Here is a 17,988-nt window from a genome sequence, read left to right as displayed (position 1 = left end):
GTAATCAGTACAATCCTTTGATAAAGAATTTTATTTTCAATAAAAAAATTTTAAATAAAAACATTTTTCCCAATACATGCTACTATTATATTAATGTTATTCTCATAATATTATTATATTATAAAAATTATTCTTATTTTGCTACGATTAATAAACAAAAAATTTTAATTTGAATATTCAATTTTATTATATCTGATGGCTTTACTATTTCTATTTTTTTATTATCAATGATAATCATACCAATATCCCTGCTGTATGATTACATGAGCATCCATGGAGACAATACTTTTTTAAAAATTTTTTCCCCTTGAATATATGAAAGAAATATTCCATAGTTTGTATATGGAACATCAGCAATATCATAATCTCGCATGCGAGCTTGCAATGCCTGCCGCGATATCATACATCCACCACAGTGGATAATAAGTGAATATTGTTTAATTTGTTCGATATCCATAAATATTTTTCCAAACGAATGCTCAACGCGTAATCCTGGATATTTGTTTTTTAAAATTCGTGGAATTTGAACTGTACCAATATCTTCTGCAATTCTATTATGATTGCAGGCTTCTGCTATTAGCACCATTGAATTTTTGGGTAATGAGTCAATTGTCTTTACTGCATTAACAAATTTATGTAACTTACCATTACTTTGGTAGTGTATCATAACAATTGAAAAAGTAGTCAGCATTATATCATCAGGACACCACAATCCTATTACATCGATAGCCTGAGAATCAGTAAAAATGCAATGTGGCTTTTGTTTTAGTGATGATAAAAATTTAGTAAATCTTTCATATTCTTCTTTTTTTTCTTCTTCAGTTCCTCGCGCTTTTGTCAAATTCAATCGATACGACACAGGATATGCCCAATTGCGAGTTATATATTCTTCAACCATTGCCTGTGGACGTAGGTACCGCCCTTTTGGTGTTTCTTCATCCATTGGGATAATCAGAACATAAAAATGATCTTTTTTTAAAAACGGTATCAGTGGGGTATCTTTAGTTTTAGGTGTAAAATGGGAAATAATAAATTGAATAAGATTATTTCTATACACTTCATCAGTTGCTTTGATTTGAATCCAAGGGAAAAATTTAAGAACTGGCAATTTATCAGCAATATTTTCAATTTTTTCTGGGTTGGTATTGTCAAATATATTAAAAACAATTAGTATCTGTTTACTCTGTTCGCGGGCATTTTTAATAAATGATTCTTCGTATAAAAAGTTTTCACGCGATGGATCAATAATCAGTAATACACAATCGCATTCTTTAAGATTATCGTACACTTTTTTTCTTTTCTTTTGGCCAAGCATTCCTTCTTCATCAAAACCTGCTGTATCAAGAAGTTTTACAGGACCAATACCGTGAATTTCGCACAAGACCTCTTTTGTATCGGCAGTAGTTCCAGGAGTAGCATCAACAATAGAAGCTTCCTGCTGCACTATTAGATTAAGAACAGAACTTTTACCAACATTCATGCAGCCAAAAATTCCAATAATGTTGCGTTCAACTACTACTGACATGACAGCTTCCTTTCATGAAAATGGAGCGGATCACCTTTTGCAAAGTATGCTACATCAAAACCAGATGCTTTGACCATCTCTTCAAATTCTTTTACAGCAATGAGCAAAGAAGGGTTTGTTTTCTCTTTGTATAATTCATAGTGTTTTCTAGCTTTTTCAGGAGTTACATTTATCATCTTAACGTTGGCACCTGCATACAAGCTTTTGATTATTGCATCTTTATCAAGTACTTCAAGCGCTGTAGTAGAAGCAATATTGACATCTCTGCATATGATTCGTGAAAGTGCAATCATTAGCAAAGTTTGCTGTACTATCCTTTTTTTATTATAATTATGTGCGATAGCTCCTATAGGGGTATCTGGATGCACTATATAAGGTCCCATGCCAATCATATCCACATCCATTTCCTTAAAAAAAAGAATGTCCCTTGCACAATTTTCAACCGTTTGATGCGGCACACCAATCATTACACCTGTTCCAACCTGATATCCAATTTCTTTTAAATCATACAGACATTCCATTCGCCTGGTAAATGAATGGTCACAAGGGTGAAGCTTTGCATAAAGTGATGGATCTGAAGTTTCAATGCGAAGTAAATATCTATCAGCACCAGCATCAAACCACTGTTGAAATACTTCCTTTTTTTGCTCACCCATCGATAATGTAATACCTAATTGTCCATTGCTAATTCTTTTTGCGTATTGTATACACTTTGTAATTAGAGAAATAAATTCTTTGGACGTTTGTTCACCAGCCTGAAGAACAATCGAACCAAAACCAACATTATAGCTAAAATTGATTGCAGTTGCTATCTCCTCAAACTGTAACATATACCGTTTTATTTTTTTATTATCACGCCGTATACCACAATAGTAACAATTTTTTTTGCATATATTTGAAACTTCAATTAATCCACGTAAATAAATTTTGCGGCCAACAAATCTATCGGTGATCTCTCGTGCACAAGAAAATATTTCATTAATTAATTCATTATCCTCAATAGATAATATAGATATACATTCCTCGATCCCAAAATTTCCTGTAGAACAAATTTCTTTTATCATGTTAGCAGTAAACATCCCGTTTTCCACTTTCAATGAGTTTTAGTAGCCTTTGCGTTTTATGTGACAAAGTCTTTTCCATTTGCAAGAGCATTGATTGGATTAGCTCCATTCCTTTTAATCTTGTTTCTTCTTGTGCATAATCTAAAAGATACTCCATAAAAGTTGCAATTCCATTAGGTGTGCAATATTGCTTTATAAGTCCGGGTTTTGCTTTATCCATAAAATCAATTCCCGTTCTTCCAAGTCGGTAACAAGCAGTGCAGAATGAGGGAATAAACCCCATATTTATTAGGTCAAAGATAACTTCATCAAGACTACGATGGTCCCCAATACTAAATTGCGCATCCACTTCATCATTGAGTGAATACCCGCCTGGATTTGTTTTGCTTCCTGCTGATATTTGTGATACGCCCAACTCCAAGGCTTTTCTGCGTATATTAGGATTTTCTCTTGTTGAAAGTATTATCCCTGTATATGGAACAGCACAGCGTAACAGTGCAATGATTTTCAAAAAATCACTATCGCTCACAGGATATGGAGGGTTTTGTGAAAATGGTGTGTTCACTGCTGGCTCAATTCTGGGAACGCTTATTGTATGTGGCCCTACGCCAAAAGTTTTTTCCAAATGTTCAATATGTTGCATTAATGCCAATAGCTCAAAACGCCAATCATACAAACCAAAAAGCACTCCTATTCCCACATCATCAATACCAGCCTGCATTGCTCTATCCATTGCGTATAATCGCCATGAATAATCTGCTTTTTTCCCTTTAGGATGTACCTTTGAGTATGTTTGGTGGTGATATGTCTCCTGAAATAGCTGATATGTACCAATTTGGGCTGTTTTTAGTTCTTTAAATTCTTCAACAGTTAACGGTGCAATATTTACATTAACACGACGTATCTCCCCTTTATCTTTTTTGCTATTATAAATACATTGAATGGCATTTAATATATACTTAAGCCCATTTTCTTTATAAGGGGGATAAGATTCACCGGAAACCAGTAAAATACGTTTATGACCCTGCTGAATGAGCGTTTCTACTTCTTTTTGTATTTCGTCCATTGTCAAGAAACTACGCTTTGCTTTTGTATTGCTTGCTCTGAATGCACAATATATGCAATCGTTACTACAATAATTTGATATATACAATGGTGCAAAGAGGACTATTCTGTTACCATAAATTTGTTTTTTAATATAATCAGCTGTTGCATATAAATCTTGCGTCATCTCATCAGGTAACACACTCAATACCGCAACATCCTCAAGACTTAAACCTTTTAATTCTTTAGCTTTAGCTAGTATTTCGTTTATTTTATACTTTTCTGGATTAGCATGTTTCAAAATTTTATCTATGTGACGTTCATCTATGAATGCTTTCATAATCTTATACCTTTGATCTTTATTATATCACATGAAACCACATAAAAAAGATGGGGTATGAATGTTTCACACCCCATTAACCTGATACCAATAGATGCGGTTGTTACTGTCGTTTAATATAATGAGTATGTAACAGATTATGCGATATATGTCCCAAAGGTTGTTTAAGGAACTCTTGGTAAATTTGTTTAATTTCTGGATTTTCATGTGATTTGCGTATAGGCAATTGCATATCTGCTTCGTATATCGCTTCAGAACGTATTTTTCTAATAACACGGTTGGTAGGTAGTGGCTGCCCTCCTCCTCCTATACATCCACCAGGGCATGCCATTATTTCAATAAAATGATAATTGCTCTTCCCCTCTTTTACTTCATCCATCAATAACGCCGCATTCGCTAGACCATGAGCTACTGCAACATTTAATGTTACCCCTTCAAGAAAATTGTACTCTGACCTTGTTCCAGAAATAGTAATTGAAGTAGAACGCACGCCTTCCATTCCTCTTACAGGCAAAATGTTCAATTTATCAAATGGCACTTCCTTCCCGGTTACTATTTCATAAACCGTACGTAATGCAGCTTCCATTACACCGCCAGTAGCTCCAAAAATTACTGCTGCACCAGTTGACTGTCCCATTATTGAATCATAATTCTCATCTGGAAGTTTTTCAAAATCAATACCTGCTTGTTGTATCATCAATGCTAACTCTCTAGTTGTTAACACGTAATCCACATCTTTATATCCGCTAGAATACATTTCTGGTCTATTGGCTTCGTACTTTTTGGCTGTACAAGGCATAATTGAAACAGTAATCATTTTTGCAGGATCTATATTACGCTTATTTGCGTAATAGGTTTTTGCAAGTGCGCCAAACATTTGTTGTGGTGATTTGCACGTTGAAACATTATCCAATAATTCGGGATACTTATGTTCAACAAATTTTATCCAACCTGGCGAACATGAGGTCGTCATTGGTAATGCTACATTTTGTTTATCACGTAACGCCTTGGTAATTCTTTGTAAAAATTCATTGCCTTCTTCAATAATTGTTAAATCAGCAGTAAAATCCGTATCGAGAACAGCATTAAAGCCAAGTCTCCGTAATGCAGCAACAAGCTTTCCAGTACTAATTTGACCAATCTCGTAACCTAATGCTTCAGATATACTAACGCGTACTGCAGGGGCTGTCTGAACAACTACAAATTTTTCTTCATCATCAATAGCATCCCATACTTCCTTAATATAGTTTTTTTCAATAAGAGCACCTGTAGGACACCTGTTTATACACTGACCACAATTTGTACAAATTACATCGTTAAGTGGTTTATCAAAAAATGTAGTTATTTTTAAATCTTCACCTTTGTGTGAACTGTACAATGCTGACACACCTTGCAATTCTTCACATGTACGCACACATCTGGTACATTTTATACATTTACTATCATCTTTAATTAGTGATGGAGATGAATCATCTACATTCCAATGACGTATGATTTTTATATATTTTTCTCCATCTATCAAATATTCTTTTGCAAGTTGCTGTAACTCACATTTTCCATTTTTATAACAAGTTGTGCAATTATCAGAATGCTCAGATAATAGTAATTCAATAATTGTCCTACGTGCTTCTCGTACTCGTCTGGTATTGGTGTAAATAATCATGCCTTGTGCCACTTGTAAAGTACAGGAAGCCTGAAGTGATCTCATACCTTTCTGCTCAACCAAACATACTCTACAGTTACCAGCTATACAAAGATCATCATGGTAACACAGTGTTGGGATAATAATACCCGCTTCTTTTGCTGCGTAAAGTACAGTGTAATATTCTGGAACCTCTATTTTATTGTCGTTTATCGTTAGCGAAACTGTTTTCATCGTAATGCCTCCGACTAAAAGCAAATCTCTTCTTTGAAATTTTCTGTGATTGAAATAAATGGATTTGCAACAGACTGTCCAAGTCCACATTTTGCAGTGATGGACATTGTTTGTGCCAGTTTTTGCAATTCATTTAAATAATCTATAGGTTTATTCCCACTTCTTATTGCTTTTATACCATAATAAAGTTGCTGACAACCAACTCTACAAGGGGTACATTGACCGCATGACTCTTCCTTGAAAAAATCAAGATAATTCATTAATACCCTGTACATCGATCGCGAACTATTAAAGAATATTATTGAACCTCCTGTAGGGATACCTTCATAACCTATGATTCTATCTTCAAATTGTTTACGTGCTACACAATAACCTGATGCTCCTCCAATCTGAACGGCTTTTGAATCACCATCAGAAAAAATATCTACAAGTTCTTTTACTTTCATTCCTAAAGGAAGTTCAAAAACACCTTTGATTTTTGCATCTCCTGAAATTGAAAACATTTTTGAACCTTTAGAATCCTTTGTACCAATTGCTGCAAATTTTGCAGATCCTTCATCCATAATGATTGCAGCATATGCAAGTGTTTCTACATTATTGACTACAGTGGGACAATTAAATAAACCTTTTGACACAGGGAATGGGGGTTTATTGCGAGGTTCACCACGGTTGCCTTCAATGGATTCGATTAAAGCACTCTCTTCACCGCAAACATACGCACCACTTCCCATTCGCAGGTAAATGGCAAAATTAAGTGAAAATTTTTTGAATAGATTGTTGTATTCATTAATGTGTTCTGAAATTAAGTTTTTTAAAAATGCATACTCCCCGCGTAGATAGATATAACCCATAGTTGCACCAATAGCCTTAGCAGCAGCACACATACCCAAAAGCACTAGCTCACAATGTTCTTGTAGGATTTTTCTATCCTTAAAGGTGCCTGGTTCACCTTCATCCGCATTGCAAATTACAAATTTTTGATTTGCATATACTTCCTGAGCTGCTTTCCATTTAATTCCTGTTGGGAATCCGGCTCCACCTCTTCCTCTAAGACCCGATTTTGTAATTTGTGTTATAATTTCATCTGGACTTTTGCTCACTATTGATTGTAATATTTTGTTATGATCTCTTATAGAAAATATTAAGGAAAATTTTTCCTGCAAAGATTTTATATCTAAACCTTCCATGGAATTCCTCCCTTAATCAATTAAGTGCAACAATTCATCAGGAGATACTGGTTTGGAGATAGCGCCATTAAAACCGACTTTCATTACATCAATAGTAGTTGCTGCTTCATCTCCAACTGCACTCAACATAAAGATTTTTACGTTCGAATTTTCAGCACGCATTTTCTTGCATACACTAATTCCTGTATCTACTTGCTCCATCATTAAGTCAAGAAGCACAATGTCTGGATTAACTTTATTAAAAACTTCTAACCCTTCTTCACCACTATATGCTTCAAAAACAATAAAACCTTTTGACGAAAGGATTGCCTTTAATGAAATAACAACATCACGATCATCATCAACTATAAGTATTTTTTTCATATAGTATGGCTCCTAAAATTATATTTTATTTACGTTTATTATATTTGTTTATTTTTTAATTCTGTAAGAATTGCTATAGCTTTTTCCTTAGTAAGTTTTGTATATGGTATATCATTAATTATCATCACTGGGGCTTCATCACACCAGCCCAGACAATTTACTTCAGTTATCGAAAACATTTTATCGTTTGTAGTTTGTCCAACATCAATTCCTAGAAATTGTTTTATTGCCGCAATAACCTCTTCTTTATGTTCCATATCGCAAGAAATGCTTTTACATATACGTATTACATATTTACCTTTTTGCTCTAAAGGAATAAAGGAATAAAAAGAACCCACTGCATATACCTTAGCAGGAGAAACATTAAAATAATTTGCTACTTTTTGAAACGCTTCCTGATCAAGTTGCCCATGTTGGGTAAGCGTTTGCAATGCTACTAGTATTAATTCTTTATTTTGAGGATTAAAATCTTTTAAAATTGAATCAATCATAAAATAATATTACCTCCTATAAAAATATATACACAAAATATACTGCTATATTTATTTGTCAATATTATTAATGCTATTTTTTATATATTTTTATATGATAAATAATATTTTATTGACAAATGTATTACTTATTTAATAATTGCAAGAAATTCTCTTTCATTTATGTATTTATATGTAATCAACCATAGGAGGATACAATGAATATTACTAGGAAAGATTTTTTAAAAAGTTCAATCCTTGCACCACTGCTGGTATCATGCAATAAATATTCAAAAACAGAAGGAATATCAATTAAAGATTACTCTCCTCAAGTTGAAGAGTATAACAAAATCTTTTATGTTCAGGTAAATCAAGCAAAATGCCACGCTTGTCATACGTGTACAGAAGTATGCCCAACTGAAATTATTAATGGTGAAGATAAAAAGATTGATAAAAAGCATACTGTTTACCATTATGATGGTTGTGTTAACTGTGGTCAATGCCTTATAAACTGTCCATATGGAGCAATTGAAGAACAGGTTTCATTTATATCTAACATTGAAAATGCATTGAGCGATAAAAGAAAAACAGTAATCGCTATGGTTGCTCCTGCTGTTAGGTATGCTATTGGTGAACCATTTGGTTTTGAACCAGGTTATAATGCAATGAATGAATTAACCTCTGCTTTAAAACAATTGGGTTTTGATATAATATGGGATAATGAATTTGCAGCAGACCTTACTATAATTGAAGAGGGAAGTGAACTTATTTCAAGGATTACAAAGAAAATAGATAAACCCTTACCACAGTTTACTTCGTGCTGCCCCGCATGGATAAAATACGTGGAAACATTTCACCCTGAATTAATACCACATTTGTCTACCTGCAAATCGCCTATTGGAATGCTTGGAGCATTAGCTAAAACTTATGGAGCAAAAAAGATAAAAAAGGATCCAAAAGATATCTTTACGGTTTCGATAATGCCGTGCATCGCCAAAAAATTTGAAGGCTTACGCCCAGAATTTAATTCAAGCGGATATAGAGATATTGATGCTACAATAAATACAAGGGAGCTGGCATATATGTTAAAGAAAAATAAAATAGATCTCAAAAAGATGACAAAAGAAAACCCCGATCCTTTACTTGGAATTTCTACAGGGGCTGCTACCATATTCGGTGTTTCCGGTGGTGTTATGGAAGCGGCTTTAAGGTATGCCTATGAGACAGTCTCGGGGAGAAAGTTATCAAAAATTGAATTTGAATCTGTTAGGGGCGATCAAGGAGTGAGGGAAGCGTCTATACCTATTGGAGGTGTCATGATTAATGTATGTGTTATCTCAGGTTTAAAAAATGCAAAAACTGTAATTGAAATGGTTAAAAGCGGAAAATCAAAATATCATTTTATTGAAGTAATGACTTGCCCGGGTGGATGTGTAAATGGTGGTGGACAACCCCTTGATCCCGATAATGTATTTATTTTATAGATTAATAAAAAAATTTACTAAAATTCAAAAACAATGAGGTGGCTATTATGAAACATACAAGAAAATCCTTTATAAATTTATCAATCATAAGTGTTATTTTCTTTAGTAGCTTCAATTTTGTTTCAAAAGTTTTTGCTTCTACACATTACACTTTAAAAAGTAAAAGAACAAAGGGAGTGTATGAATATGATAAATCTATGCAAATAAGAAAATCACAGGATAATCCATTAATAAAAACACTTTATAAAGAATACCTTGAACATCCCCATTCGCATCTGGCTCATAAATTACTTCATACACATTACATAGACAGGTCTTCAGGGTATAAAGCTTTAAAAGAAAAAAGAATTTTAATATGAACTATCAATATAAATATTAATTTTCAAAAAATTCTTGAAAAAAAAGCTATACTGCTACATATAGAGTAAACGGTGTATAAAATTTGAATAAAGCGGGTGTAATTCAGTGGTAGAATGTCAGCTTCCCAAGCTGAACGTCGTGGGTTCGAGTCCCATCGCCCGCTCATACAGCTTGAAAGTACATACTTAAAATTTGAAAAATTTATTTCATCTTTTTAAATATCTAAATATCTTTCAAAATTTAAATATCTTTCAAATATTTAATAATAAATAAAAAATTATTTAGCTTTACATCCACCGTGATATAATACTATTGACATTTAGTATATTATTTGTATAAATAATTTTAAATTTTATTATCTTTATGCAAAAAATTAATAACAAATTACATATTTCAGACTATTCCCTAGTTCATGCCATAGGGAATACTCCACTTATTAAGCTTCATAAATTATCTCCTGATAACACCATAATATTAGCAAAATTTGAAGGTGCTAACCCTGGTGGTTCCATTAAAGACCGTACCGCATGGTATATGATAAAAAAGGCAATTGAATCAGGTGAACTTACTCCTGATAAAATTATTCTTGAACCTACCAGTGGCAATACAGGGATAGGCCTTGCTATGGTTGGTTCGGCATTAGGATATAAAGTCATATTATGTATGCCAAAATGTGTAAGTGTTGAACGTCAGCAAACGCTTATAGCATTTGGCGCTCAATTAGTTTTAACCGAAGGATGTTTGGGCACTGATGGTGCTATTATTCAGGCCCGTAAAATGTATCAGGAAAACCCTGAAATATATTTTATGCCCGATCAGTTTTCAAATCCTGCAAATGTCCTTGCTCATTATGAAACAACAGGCGCTGAAATACTAGCGCAAACAGGTGGCCAAATTGACGCTTTTGTTGCAGGAATAGGTACAACCGGAACTATAATGGGAGTAACCAAACGCCTTAAAGAATATAATCCATCAATAAAAATTTTTGCGGTAGAACCTGTAATTGGTCATTCAATACAGGGTTTAAAAAATATGAAAGAAGCAATTGTTCCTTCAATTTACAACCCCGACATTCTTGATGACATTATAACAGTTGATGACGAAACAGCATTTGAATATACCCGTAAATTGGCCTTGCAGGAAGGTCTTTTTTGTGGAATGTCAAGTGGCGCTGCGGTTGCAGGGAGTATAGAAGTAGCCAAGCGTATTAAACATGGTAGAATTGTAACTATCCTACCTGATAGAGGTGATAGGTACTTATCAACTGCATTATTCCAATCAATCTGTGCTAAATGCCCACCCTAAAAAAAGCATAGCTCATCACTTTTATTACACTATTTCTCCAAAAAGCAGCATATCTTCAATGGCATATATATGTACTGATTGCAATGTACCTACTTTGCTTAAGTTAAAATGATTATTATCAAGAATAACTTTGAGATAATTATCAGTGAGTGCCGTTATACCATCTGTATCTTTTTCTATAACAGCAGGCCTACATGCATGTAAAAATTTTCTTTTATACGCAACTGATTGTAAATGAGCTACCTGGCGTAATATATGGGCACGTTTGCTTACTGTATCATATGGTAATGGGCGATAGTTACTAGATATAGTTCCCTCTCGTGGTGAGTAGCTAAACTGATGTACATACGCAAACGACAATTCTTTAACCAATTGTACTGTGGATTCGAAATCATCATCACTTTCTGTTGGATATCCTACAATAATATCTGTACCAATGGCAATTTCAGGTATTGCCAATCTAATTTCCTTCACTAATTGTCTATAAAAATCCACTGTATACGGCCTATGCATATCAGAGAGTATTTTATCCGAACCTGATTGCAGTGGGAGATGAATGTGTTTACATACTTTAACATGCTTCAACACATCTATAAGTTCTTTATTAACATGAGTGGGTTCAACAGAAGTAACACGTATCCTGAAATCACCTTCAAGATTAATCAATTTTTTTATAAGCGTAGCTAAATTATCATTCTCGAAATGATATTTACCAATTGTAATTCCTGTTAATACAATCTCAGGGCATTTATGGGCAATCAAATATTTTGCATGTTCAACAATATCATTAAGCCTTCGTGATACAGGAATTCCTCTCACTTTTGGTACTATACAGTATGAACACTCACCATCACATCCATCCTGAATTTTTATGTAACCACGAGTACGCATGTATGGTAGTGCATAGGTAGTGTAAATTGCATCTAAGGTCGAGTTATCAATATTATGAGCAAAAGCACCATATTCTACAACCAGATGTTCCTTTTGAGAATTAGTAAAAGTGGCAAGCACTTCATTCATAGCATCAAGTTCATCTTTGTGAGTTTCCACCATGCAACCGGTCACAATGACTTTACCCGTTTTTGAAAATTTAGCTCCTTGACGAATATAATTACGGCATTTTTTGTTGCTCTTATCGGTTACTGTACAGGTGTTAATTATAACAACATCGGCAGGTGAGCCAAAAGGAACTGGCTTATATCCAGATGATACAAACTGTGAAGCTATTTGTGCAGATTCATACTGATTGCATTTACAACCTAATGTTTTAATTGAAAAAGTTTTTTCATGCATTGCTCTCAGTTTTCTGTATCTCCCTGAAAATAATACGCATTCTGGTTGCTGCAGTTAAATTTGTGGAAACTGCCATTACAATCATAGCACCAATCATAACTATTTCAGGGTTGGTTGATGAATTTTTAAAAATTACCTGGAAAAATGGATGCAATACAGAAACAACACAAAGAATAGCTAAGCGTTCAGCTCTCTGCATCACTCCACGTTTTGTTGTGACACCTATTGCTTCGCCACGGGCTTTTGTATAACTTACAAGCTCAGAACCAATTAAGGCAACTATGGTAGCAAGCAATGCAATGAAGTTGTTTTGATAATACATAGCTATTCCTAAAAATACCACCCCTTCACTATATCTATCGACACATGAATCCCAGTATGCTCCTGATTTTGTTACCATATTAGTGGTACGTGCTACCTTCCCATCAATTATATCTAATGTAGCGCTAACAATTAGTATCCAACCTGCTAAACCAAAATTGCCAATATAGTAAAAGTATGCACTTATAAATGCAAGAACCAGTGAAAGCGAAGTAATAGTATTTGGTTTTATTTGTAAATAAATAAACACATTAATGAAAGGCTTATTTACCCAGTACCAAAATTCTCTGAATATCAAACCAATAAAGGTTTCATGCATCCTTGCAATAATTTCTGGATCTTTAGGCCTTTTAGGGTAAATAAATAAAAAAATAAAAAAACTAATTAATGCCAGGCAATTTATTACTATCAACGGTAACAGTGAATGTACAATTTCATTTTGAAGCAATTCAATCATATATGCTATCCTGATACATAATAAAATAGTATGGGCTAATCAGCATATTCAGCATCAATTATTATAGTCAAGTATATTTAAAAGATTTATTAACCTTTTTATAGATTTATTGATAACGTTTATGTTATTAAACTATTTTCCTTTTGTCATTCTGTATAAGAAACGAGCTCGTTCGTTTGCCGGATCTATAGTAAGGGCTTTTTGTGAGTAATAATTAGCTTTACTATGATTTTTATGTTTTAAGTACAATTCAGACAAAGCAATATATGCACCAATGTGTGTTGGATCCAATTCAATTACCTTTTCAAAAGTCTTTTTAGCAGCCACATCATCAGGATCAACTTTTTTGTAATACATTATTCCTAACATATACAATATTTCCACAGAATCTGGTATTATTTCTAACGCTTCTTTGGCATATTTGATTCCATCATTAATATATTGCTCTTTAAGCTTTAATGGTATATTTGTTTCGTATGCTTCAATATAACGCGTTTTAGTCATATACAAAAGCAATTCAAAATGATCCTGTTTATCAATTATTCTTTCTTTATTTTTATATGCATGCTCAAATTCGTTAAAAGCAAATTGTAAAACATTATCATTGAAATATATTTTGCCTAATTCAATATGTGCTTCCGGATAGTGAGCATCAAGAATTATTGCCTGATTGTATTCTTTTATAGCATTGCCAAATTCTCCAGTATTTTTATAATAATCACCTCTTGCTTTATGTATTTTTGCAAATTCAGGATAGGCGCCTTCAAAGCGTTGTACCACTCTATCTCCTATTGTTGATAATCTAAAAAATCCATATCCAACCAACATATCGCCAAATGACTGGGATCTGAAAATGTTTTCAACTGTAAAACGGGATACAATTAAATTACTGGAATTAATAACATATAAAGTTGTGCCTTTATGGATACCTTCTGTGTTATAGAGACGTACTGTTATCTTTGTTTTTGGCTGAAGAGTGCGTGTTAATTCCTGCTTTGCTGTATCTTCCCTTTCACCAATGCTTATAATTCTCCCTTTAACTATCGCTTTCCATGAAACATAATCATTTTGAGTATAAAATATAGGAATAATTTGTGAAGGATTATCATATTTCATTTGTCCTGTTGCAAAAATAGAACTTACCAATAGTAATACAGTTAATATTGAATAATTCAAAATTTCAAAAGTTTTTTTGATAGATATGCCCATTACTTTTCCTTCAAAAACTTAATTGGATTAAGTGGGGTCATATACTTTCTAAATTCAAAGTGCAAATGAGCACCTGTTACCGAACCCGTCATACCACTTTTGGCAATAACCTGTCCCTTTTTCACGCTTTCCCCTTCCTGAACCATGTTTTTGCTATTATGTCCATATACTGAAATATACCCGTTATCATGTCGCAAAACAACAACATTTCCATATCCATCTTTCCAACCTGAATAAATAACTGTACCATCCAATGCTGCTTTTACAGGTGTGTCTATATCACAGCTAATATCAAGCCCACAGTGAAATTGTTTACCTTTCCCAAGTGGATTCCTTCTGCTTCCAAAACTAGATGTAAGTTTTCCTACCACTGGCCATAGCAAAGTGATATTCATTTTATTTCGATTGTTTACTTTTACTATCTCTTTTTTTACAATACTCTGTTCATTTTTTTTATCATTATATGTAGATCGTGCATCTGGAACAAAGATTGTTTGTCCATGAATCACCTGATCTGAATCCTTTAATTGATTACTAGCTATTATATCTCGTAACGGCACATTATAATGACGTGCAATTGAAATCAATGATTGACCTTTATTTATTCTATGAAATACGCCGTTTTTATTTGGAACAAGAATCATTTTGCCTGGTTGTAAGAGTTCGGGATTGTTTATGTTGTTAGCAAGCAAGATTAATTTATAACTTGTATTGTATCTTTTTGCAATTTTCCATACATTGTCGTTTTTCTGTATTGTATATTTAGATACATGCCAGCGTTTATCTTTCTTTCTTAATTCTTCTATATTAAAATTGATTACTTTTTTTTTACTTTTTTGAGTTTCAACAGGAACTATGTTTGTAATATCAATATCATCATCAAAACTATCATCAAAAATAATTTCGCCCTCGGATTCAGCTGGTGGGACATCATCTTCCATTTTAAGGCCGTCAACTATCAACTTATTTTCTACTGATGCAAGATTAGATGAAGCAATTTTTTTAACATTACTTTGTGGCTTGTCAGCAATGAGAGTGAATATAACTATCACCAGTATAAATAATATTGAAAAAAAACCATAAATATAGGAATTCTTTTTCCTTTCGTCGGGGAAGGTATACCGTTTAAAATCATACATCGTAATTTTAACCCTGAATCAATAGTAATGTTCTATTCCTAATGTATTATATTAATCGACATCTGAAGGATACAGAATTAATCAATTTGTTAATAATTGCTCATATAAAGAAGTAAGCAAAAACTGACAACTGGCAAATATTAACCCAGGCTATACTACATCTTTAGAATATTCCAAGAATATTTGTTTCTTTTTGTCTATCTTCTCTATTATTTCGATTATTTTTTCTTTCAACAATTGAATACCTTCACCTGTTAAACTTGAACCAACAACAGCATCGGGAAACTGCAACTTTACATAATTTATTGTTTCTTCTTTTGCAATATCCAGTTTATTAAAATATAATACAATAGGTTTATTATTGGAATTCAGTACTTGTAATTCATGATTTACAACTCTAACCACCTTATCTATATCTGAATCAAGACCAACAACATGTATAATAAAATCCGAATATTTTATTTCCTCTAGCGTAGATTTAAATGATTCTACCAGATGTGAAGGGAGATTATTAATGAAACCAACTGTATCCGTTAACAATATCTTATGCGATTCATCTAAATAAACAATTCTAGTATAGGCATCCAAAGTAGCAAATAATCTATCTTCCACAAACAAATCGTCTTTTGCCAGCACATTCACCAATGTAGATTTTCCTGCGTTGGTATACCCCACTACCGCACCAATAATCTCATTCTGTAAACGCTCCTGTCTTTGCACATTTCTATGTCGTGATATGTGCGATAGTTTCTTTTTAAGTGTTTGTATCCTTTTAACAATATGTCTTCTGTCGGTTTCTAGCATCTTCTCCCCCGGGCCTCTTGTCCCAATGCCACCACCCAACCTTGATAGTACACCTCCAAGTCCTTTGAGCCTTGGTAGAATGTAGTTTAGTTGAGCAAGCTCAACCTGAATCTTGGACTCAACTGTTTTAGCCCTTCGAGCAAAGATATCTAGAATAACTTCTGTCCTGCCTATTACTCGGCACCCAAGCAAATTTTCAAGGTTTCTGATTTGAACAGGACGAATAGTATTAAGATCAAATACAACTAACTTTATTGATTGTTCTGTAATTATTTTTTTTATTTCATCAAGTTTTCCGCTTCCAATAATATATGCAGGATCAAGAGATGCACGTTTGACTATTTGTTTAGTAACTACTACAGCACCAGCTGTAACTACTAATTGCGATAGCTCATCTATTGAATGAAGTACTTCCAATTCATCATTATGAGGAAGTTGTATGCCTATAAGAATAGCTTTTTCATTTTCAGAAATTGGTATTCTATTTACCGATGCATCCATTGAATATTACTTTTGATCCAGTCTTAATATTATTTTTTTTAAACCAACCTTGATTTACTTCCAAAGCATATTTGGCAGGATATTTTGATGAATATGTTGGAAAAGTTTGAAATGGTTTCATATCCTGAATATCATTAATTATTCCAACAGAATCAATAAAAGCAATACTTAATGGTATTTTTGTATCCTTCATCCAGAATGTTCTGTATTCCTCGTCATCAAAAATAAATAACATTCCACAACTATTACACAATTGGGATCTATTCATCAAGCCTTTAGCATGCTCAAAAGCCGTGCGTGCAAGTTCAACATAACAAGGAACTTGTTCACCTACTCCATTGAGTATGTAAATAACGCAGTGCTTTTTACTCTGTGCATATAAAAAATTATCAATAATGAAGTAATAGTTTTGAATGGCAGTAATAAAAATAGCGTATATGGCTATCACTATAAATATAGTGTTTTTTTTCATGATTTCAAATATTTGCAATAGAGAGTATAAACTTCAAAATTCATTTATATATTCTATCCGTATTATTCTATTTGGATTTTCATCTTTTTGAAATAATACATCAAATTCAATCCCCAACCTTTGCATATATGAATATCTCATCCCAACATTGTATAACCATTCTTTTGCTCTTTCAAAATTATAGTATACGCGTTCCATTTCAGCTTTAAACACAAATATTTCGCCAAGTGGTATATCAAGAGCAAGAAAATATGATGTATCTTTAGGAACATATTCCGGTTGTGTTGGAATACGCATGCCAAAATGTATATGTTGCTCATCATTAAATAGATATATTGGCTTGGTTATCACAAAATAGGGTCCATATATCATTTGATTCAGTTCATTCCTACTGTTGTATGTTTTTCCTTCTTCACCAATGTAAAAAGAATCATAACCTATTGCAAATGAAATGGGGAACATTTCCCATCCATCAGTAAATTTAATTTTTCCTACAACTCCTGGAACATTTGGATCAGGATCATCTTTTCCAATTGCACTCTGTATATCTAATGAAGCACCTAGAAAAAAATTGTTGTGTAGACCAATAAAAGCTTTAAGTTCTACTCCTCCATTATCATATCCCAGAAATGACAACTGGTAAGTACCTCGTGCTATTGTATATGCAGTTGGGGTGTCAATGACAGTTGTATTTCTTACATAATATTGAGCATTTGCTAAATGAGTAATAGTAATGAAAATTAATGTTATCAGGGCTTTCCGCATAGCACAATG

17 protein-coding genes and 1 tRNA gene are annotated in these 17,988 nt (G+C 33.2%); 4 read left to right on the top strand and 14 right to left on the bottom strand.

The window, feature by feature from the left end:
- Positions 1 to 259: 259 nt before the first annotated feature.
- The 7 genes from N3F66_02075 to N3F66_02045 form a co-directional block, all read right to left on the bottom strand.
- On the bottom strand, positions 260 to 1,525 hold the full coding sequence (locus N3F66_02075; protein MCX8122936.1) for a GTP-binding protein: 1,266 nt from the start codon (positions 1,523 to 1,525) through the stop codon (positions 260 to 262).
- Positions 1,516 to 2,589 carry a [FeFe] hydrogenase H-cluster radical SAM maturase HydE gene (gene hydE, locus N3F66_02070; GenBank protein ID MCX8122935.1) on the bottom strand — a complete coding sequence of 358 codons (1,074 nt, stop codon included), beginning with the start codon at positions 2,587 to 2,589 and terminating at the stop codon, positions 1,516 to 1,518. Before hydE ends, N3F66_02075 begins: the two co-directional genes overlap by 10 nt.
- 1 nt (position 2,590) lies before the next feature.
- Positions 2,591 to 3,973: a [FeFe] hydrogenase H-cluster radical SAM maturase HydG gene (gene hydG, locus N3F66_02065; protein ID MCX8122934.1), complete on the bottom strand. Its 1,383-nt coding sequence runs from the start codon at positions 3,971 to 3,973 to the stop codon at positions 2,591 to 2,593.
- 103 nt (positions 3,974 to 4,076) lie between these two features.
- The gene (locus tag N3F66_02060; protein ID MCX8122933.1) at positions 4,077 to 5,849 is read right to left on the bottom strand and encodes an NADH-dependent [FeFe] hydrogenase, group A6; all 1,773 of its coding nucleotides are present in this window, start codon (positions 5,847 to 5,849) and stop codon (positions 4,077 to 4,079) included.
- Between the two features lie 14 nt (positions 5,850 to 5,863).
- On the bottom strand, positions 5,864 to 7,036 hold the full coding sequence (locus tag N3F66_02055; protein ID MCX8122932.1) for an NADH-quinone oxidoreductase subunit E: 1,173 nt from the start codon (positions 7,034 to 7,036) through the stop codon (positions 5,864 to 5,866).
- Positions 7,037 to 7,048: 12 nt separating this feature from the next.
- A complete protein-coding gene (locus N3F66_02050; GenBank protein MCX8122931.1) occupies positions 7,049 to 7,399 on the bottom strand; it encodes a response regulator in 351 nt (116 codons plus the stop codon).
- A 38-nt stretch (positions 7,400 to 7,437) separates the two neighbouring features.
- Positions 7,438 to 7,890: an NAD(P)H-dependent oxidoreductase subunit E gene (locus N3F66_02045; GenBank protein MCX8122930.1), complete on the bottom strand. Its 453-nt coding sequence runs from the start codon at positions 7,888 to 7,890 to the stop codon at positions 7,438 to 7,440.
- A gap of 197 nt (positions 7,891 to 8,087) precedes the next feature.
- Here N3F66_02045 and N3F66_02040 point away from each other — a divergent pair, with 197 nt between their 5' ends.
- The 4 genes from N3F66_02040 to N3F66_02025 all read left to right on the top strand — a co-directional run bounded on the left by N3F66_02040 (position 8,088) and on the right by N3F66_02025 (position 11,018).
- Positions 8,088 to 9,353 carry a [FeFe] hydrogenase, group A gene (locus N3F66_02040; protein ID MCX8122929.1) on the top strand — a complete coding sequence of 422 codons (1,266 nt, stop codon included), beginning with the start codon at positions 8,088 to 8,090 and terminating at the stop codon, positions 9,351 to 9,353.
- 47 nt (positions 9,354 to 9,400) lie between these two features.
- Positions 9,401 to 9,712, top strand: coding sequence for an iron hydrogenase small subunit (locus N3F66_02035; protein MCX8122928.1), 312 nt, complete (start codon positions 9,401 to 9,403; stop codon positions 9,710 to 9,712).
- A 92-nt stretch (positions 9,713 to 9,804) separates the two neighbouring features.
- Positions 9,805 to 9,876 (top strand) — tRNA-Gly (locus N3F66_02030).
- Between the two features lie 200 nt (positions 9,877 to 10,076).
- Positions 10,077 to 11,018, top strand: a complete 942-nt coding sequence (locus tag N3F66_02025) for a cysteine synthase family protein (protein MCX8122927.1) — start codon at positions 10,077 to 10,079, stop codon at positions 11,016 to 11,018.
- Between the two features lie 24 nt (positions 11,019 to 11,042).
- Here the strand turns inward: N3F66_02025 and mtaB are convergent, their stop codons facing one another.
- The 7 genes from mtaB to N3F66_01990 form a co-directional block, all read right to left on the bottom strand.
- Entirely contained in the window at positions 11,043 to 12,311 is a 1,269-nt protein-coding gene (gene mtaB / locus N3F66_02020) for a tRNA (N(6)-L-threonylcarbamoyladenosine(37)-C(2))-methylthiotransferase MtaB (GenBank protein ID MCX8122926.1), read from the bottom strand.
- Entirely contained in the window at positions 12,304 to 13,089 is a 786-nt protein-coding gene (locus N3F66_02015) for a CDP-alcohol phosphatidyltransferase family protein (protein MCX8122925.1), read from the bottom strand. Before N3F66_02015 ends, mtaB begins: the two co-directional genes overlap by 8 nt.
- 132 nt (positions 13,090 to 13,221) lie before the next feature.
- The gene (locus N3F66_02010) at positions 13,222 to 14,205 is read right to left on the bottom strand and encodes a tetratricopeptide repeat protein (GenBank protein ID MCX8122924.1); all 984 of its coding nucleotides are present in this window, start codon (positions 14,203 to 14,205) and stop codon (positions 13,222 to 13,224) included.
- A gap of 92 nt (positions 14,206 to 14,297) precedes the next feature.
- Positions 14,298 to 15,437, bottom strand: coding sequence for a peptidoglycan DD-metalloendopeptidase family protein (locus N3F66_02005; GenBank protein MCX8122923.1), 1,140 nt, complete (start codon positions 15,435 to 15,437; stop codon positions 14,298 to 14,300).
- Positions 15,438 to 15,587: 150 nt separating this feature from the next.
- The gene (gene hflX / locus N3F66_02000) at positions 15,588 to 16,742 is read right to left on the bottom strand and encodes a GTPase HflX (GenBank protein ID MCX8122922.1); all 1,155 of its coding nucleotides are present in this window, start codon (positions 16,740 to 16,742) and stop codon (positions 15,588 to 15,590) included.
- Entirely contained in the window at positions 16,723 to 17,214 is a 492-nt protein-coding gene (locus N3F66_01995) for a DUF192 domain-containing protein (GenBank protein ID MCX8122921.1), read from the bottom strand. Before N3F66_01995 ends, hflX begins: the two co-directional genes overlap by 20 nt.
- Positions 17,215 to 17,247: 33 nt before the next feature.
- The gene (locus N3F66_01990; GenBank protein ID MCX8122920.1) at positions 17,248 to 17,979 is read right to left on the bottom strand and encodes a hypothetical protein; all 732 of its coding nucleotides are present in this window, start codon (positions 17,977 to 17,979) and stop codon (positions 17,248 to 17,250) included.
- Between the last annotated feature and the right edge of the window lie 9 nt (positions 17,980 to 17,988).

The sequence above is a fragment of the Spirochaetota bacterium genome (assembly GCA_026414805.1).
GTDB lineage: Bacteria > Spirochaetota > UBA4802 > UBA4802 > UB4802 > UBA4802.
The sequence above is the reverse complement of the archived record's forward strand: the minus strand, read 5'-3'. Positions and strand labels throughout refer to the sequence as shown.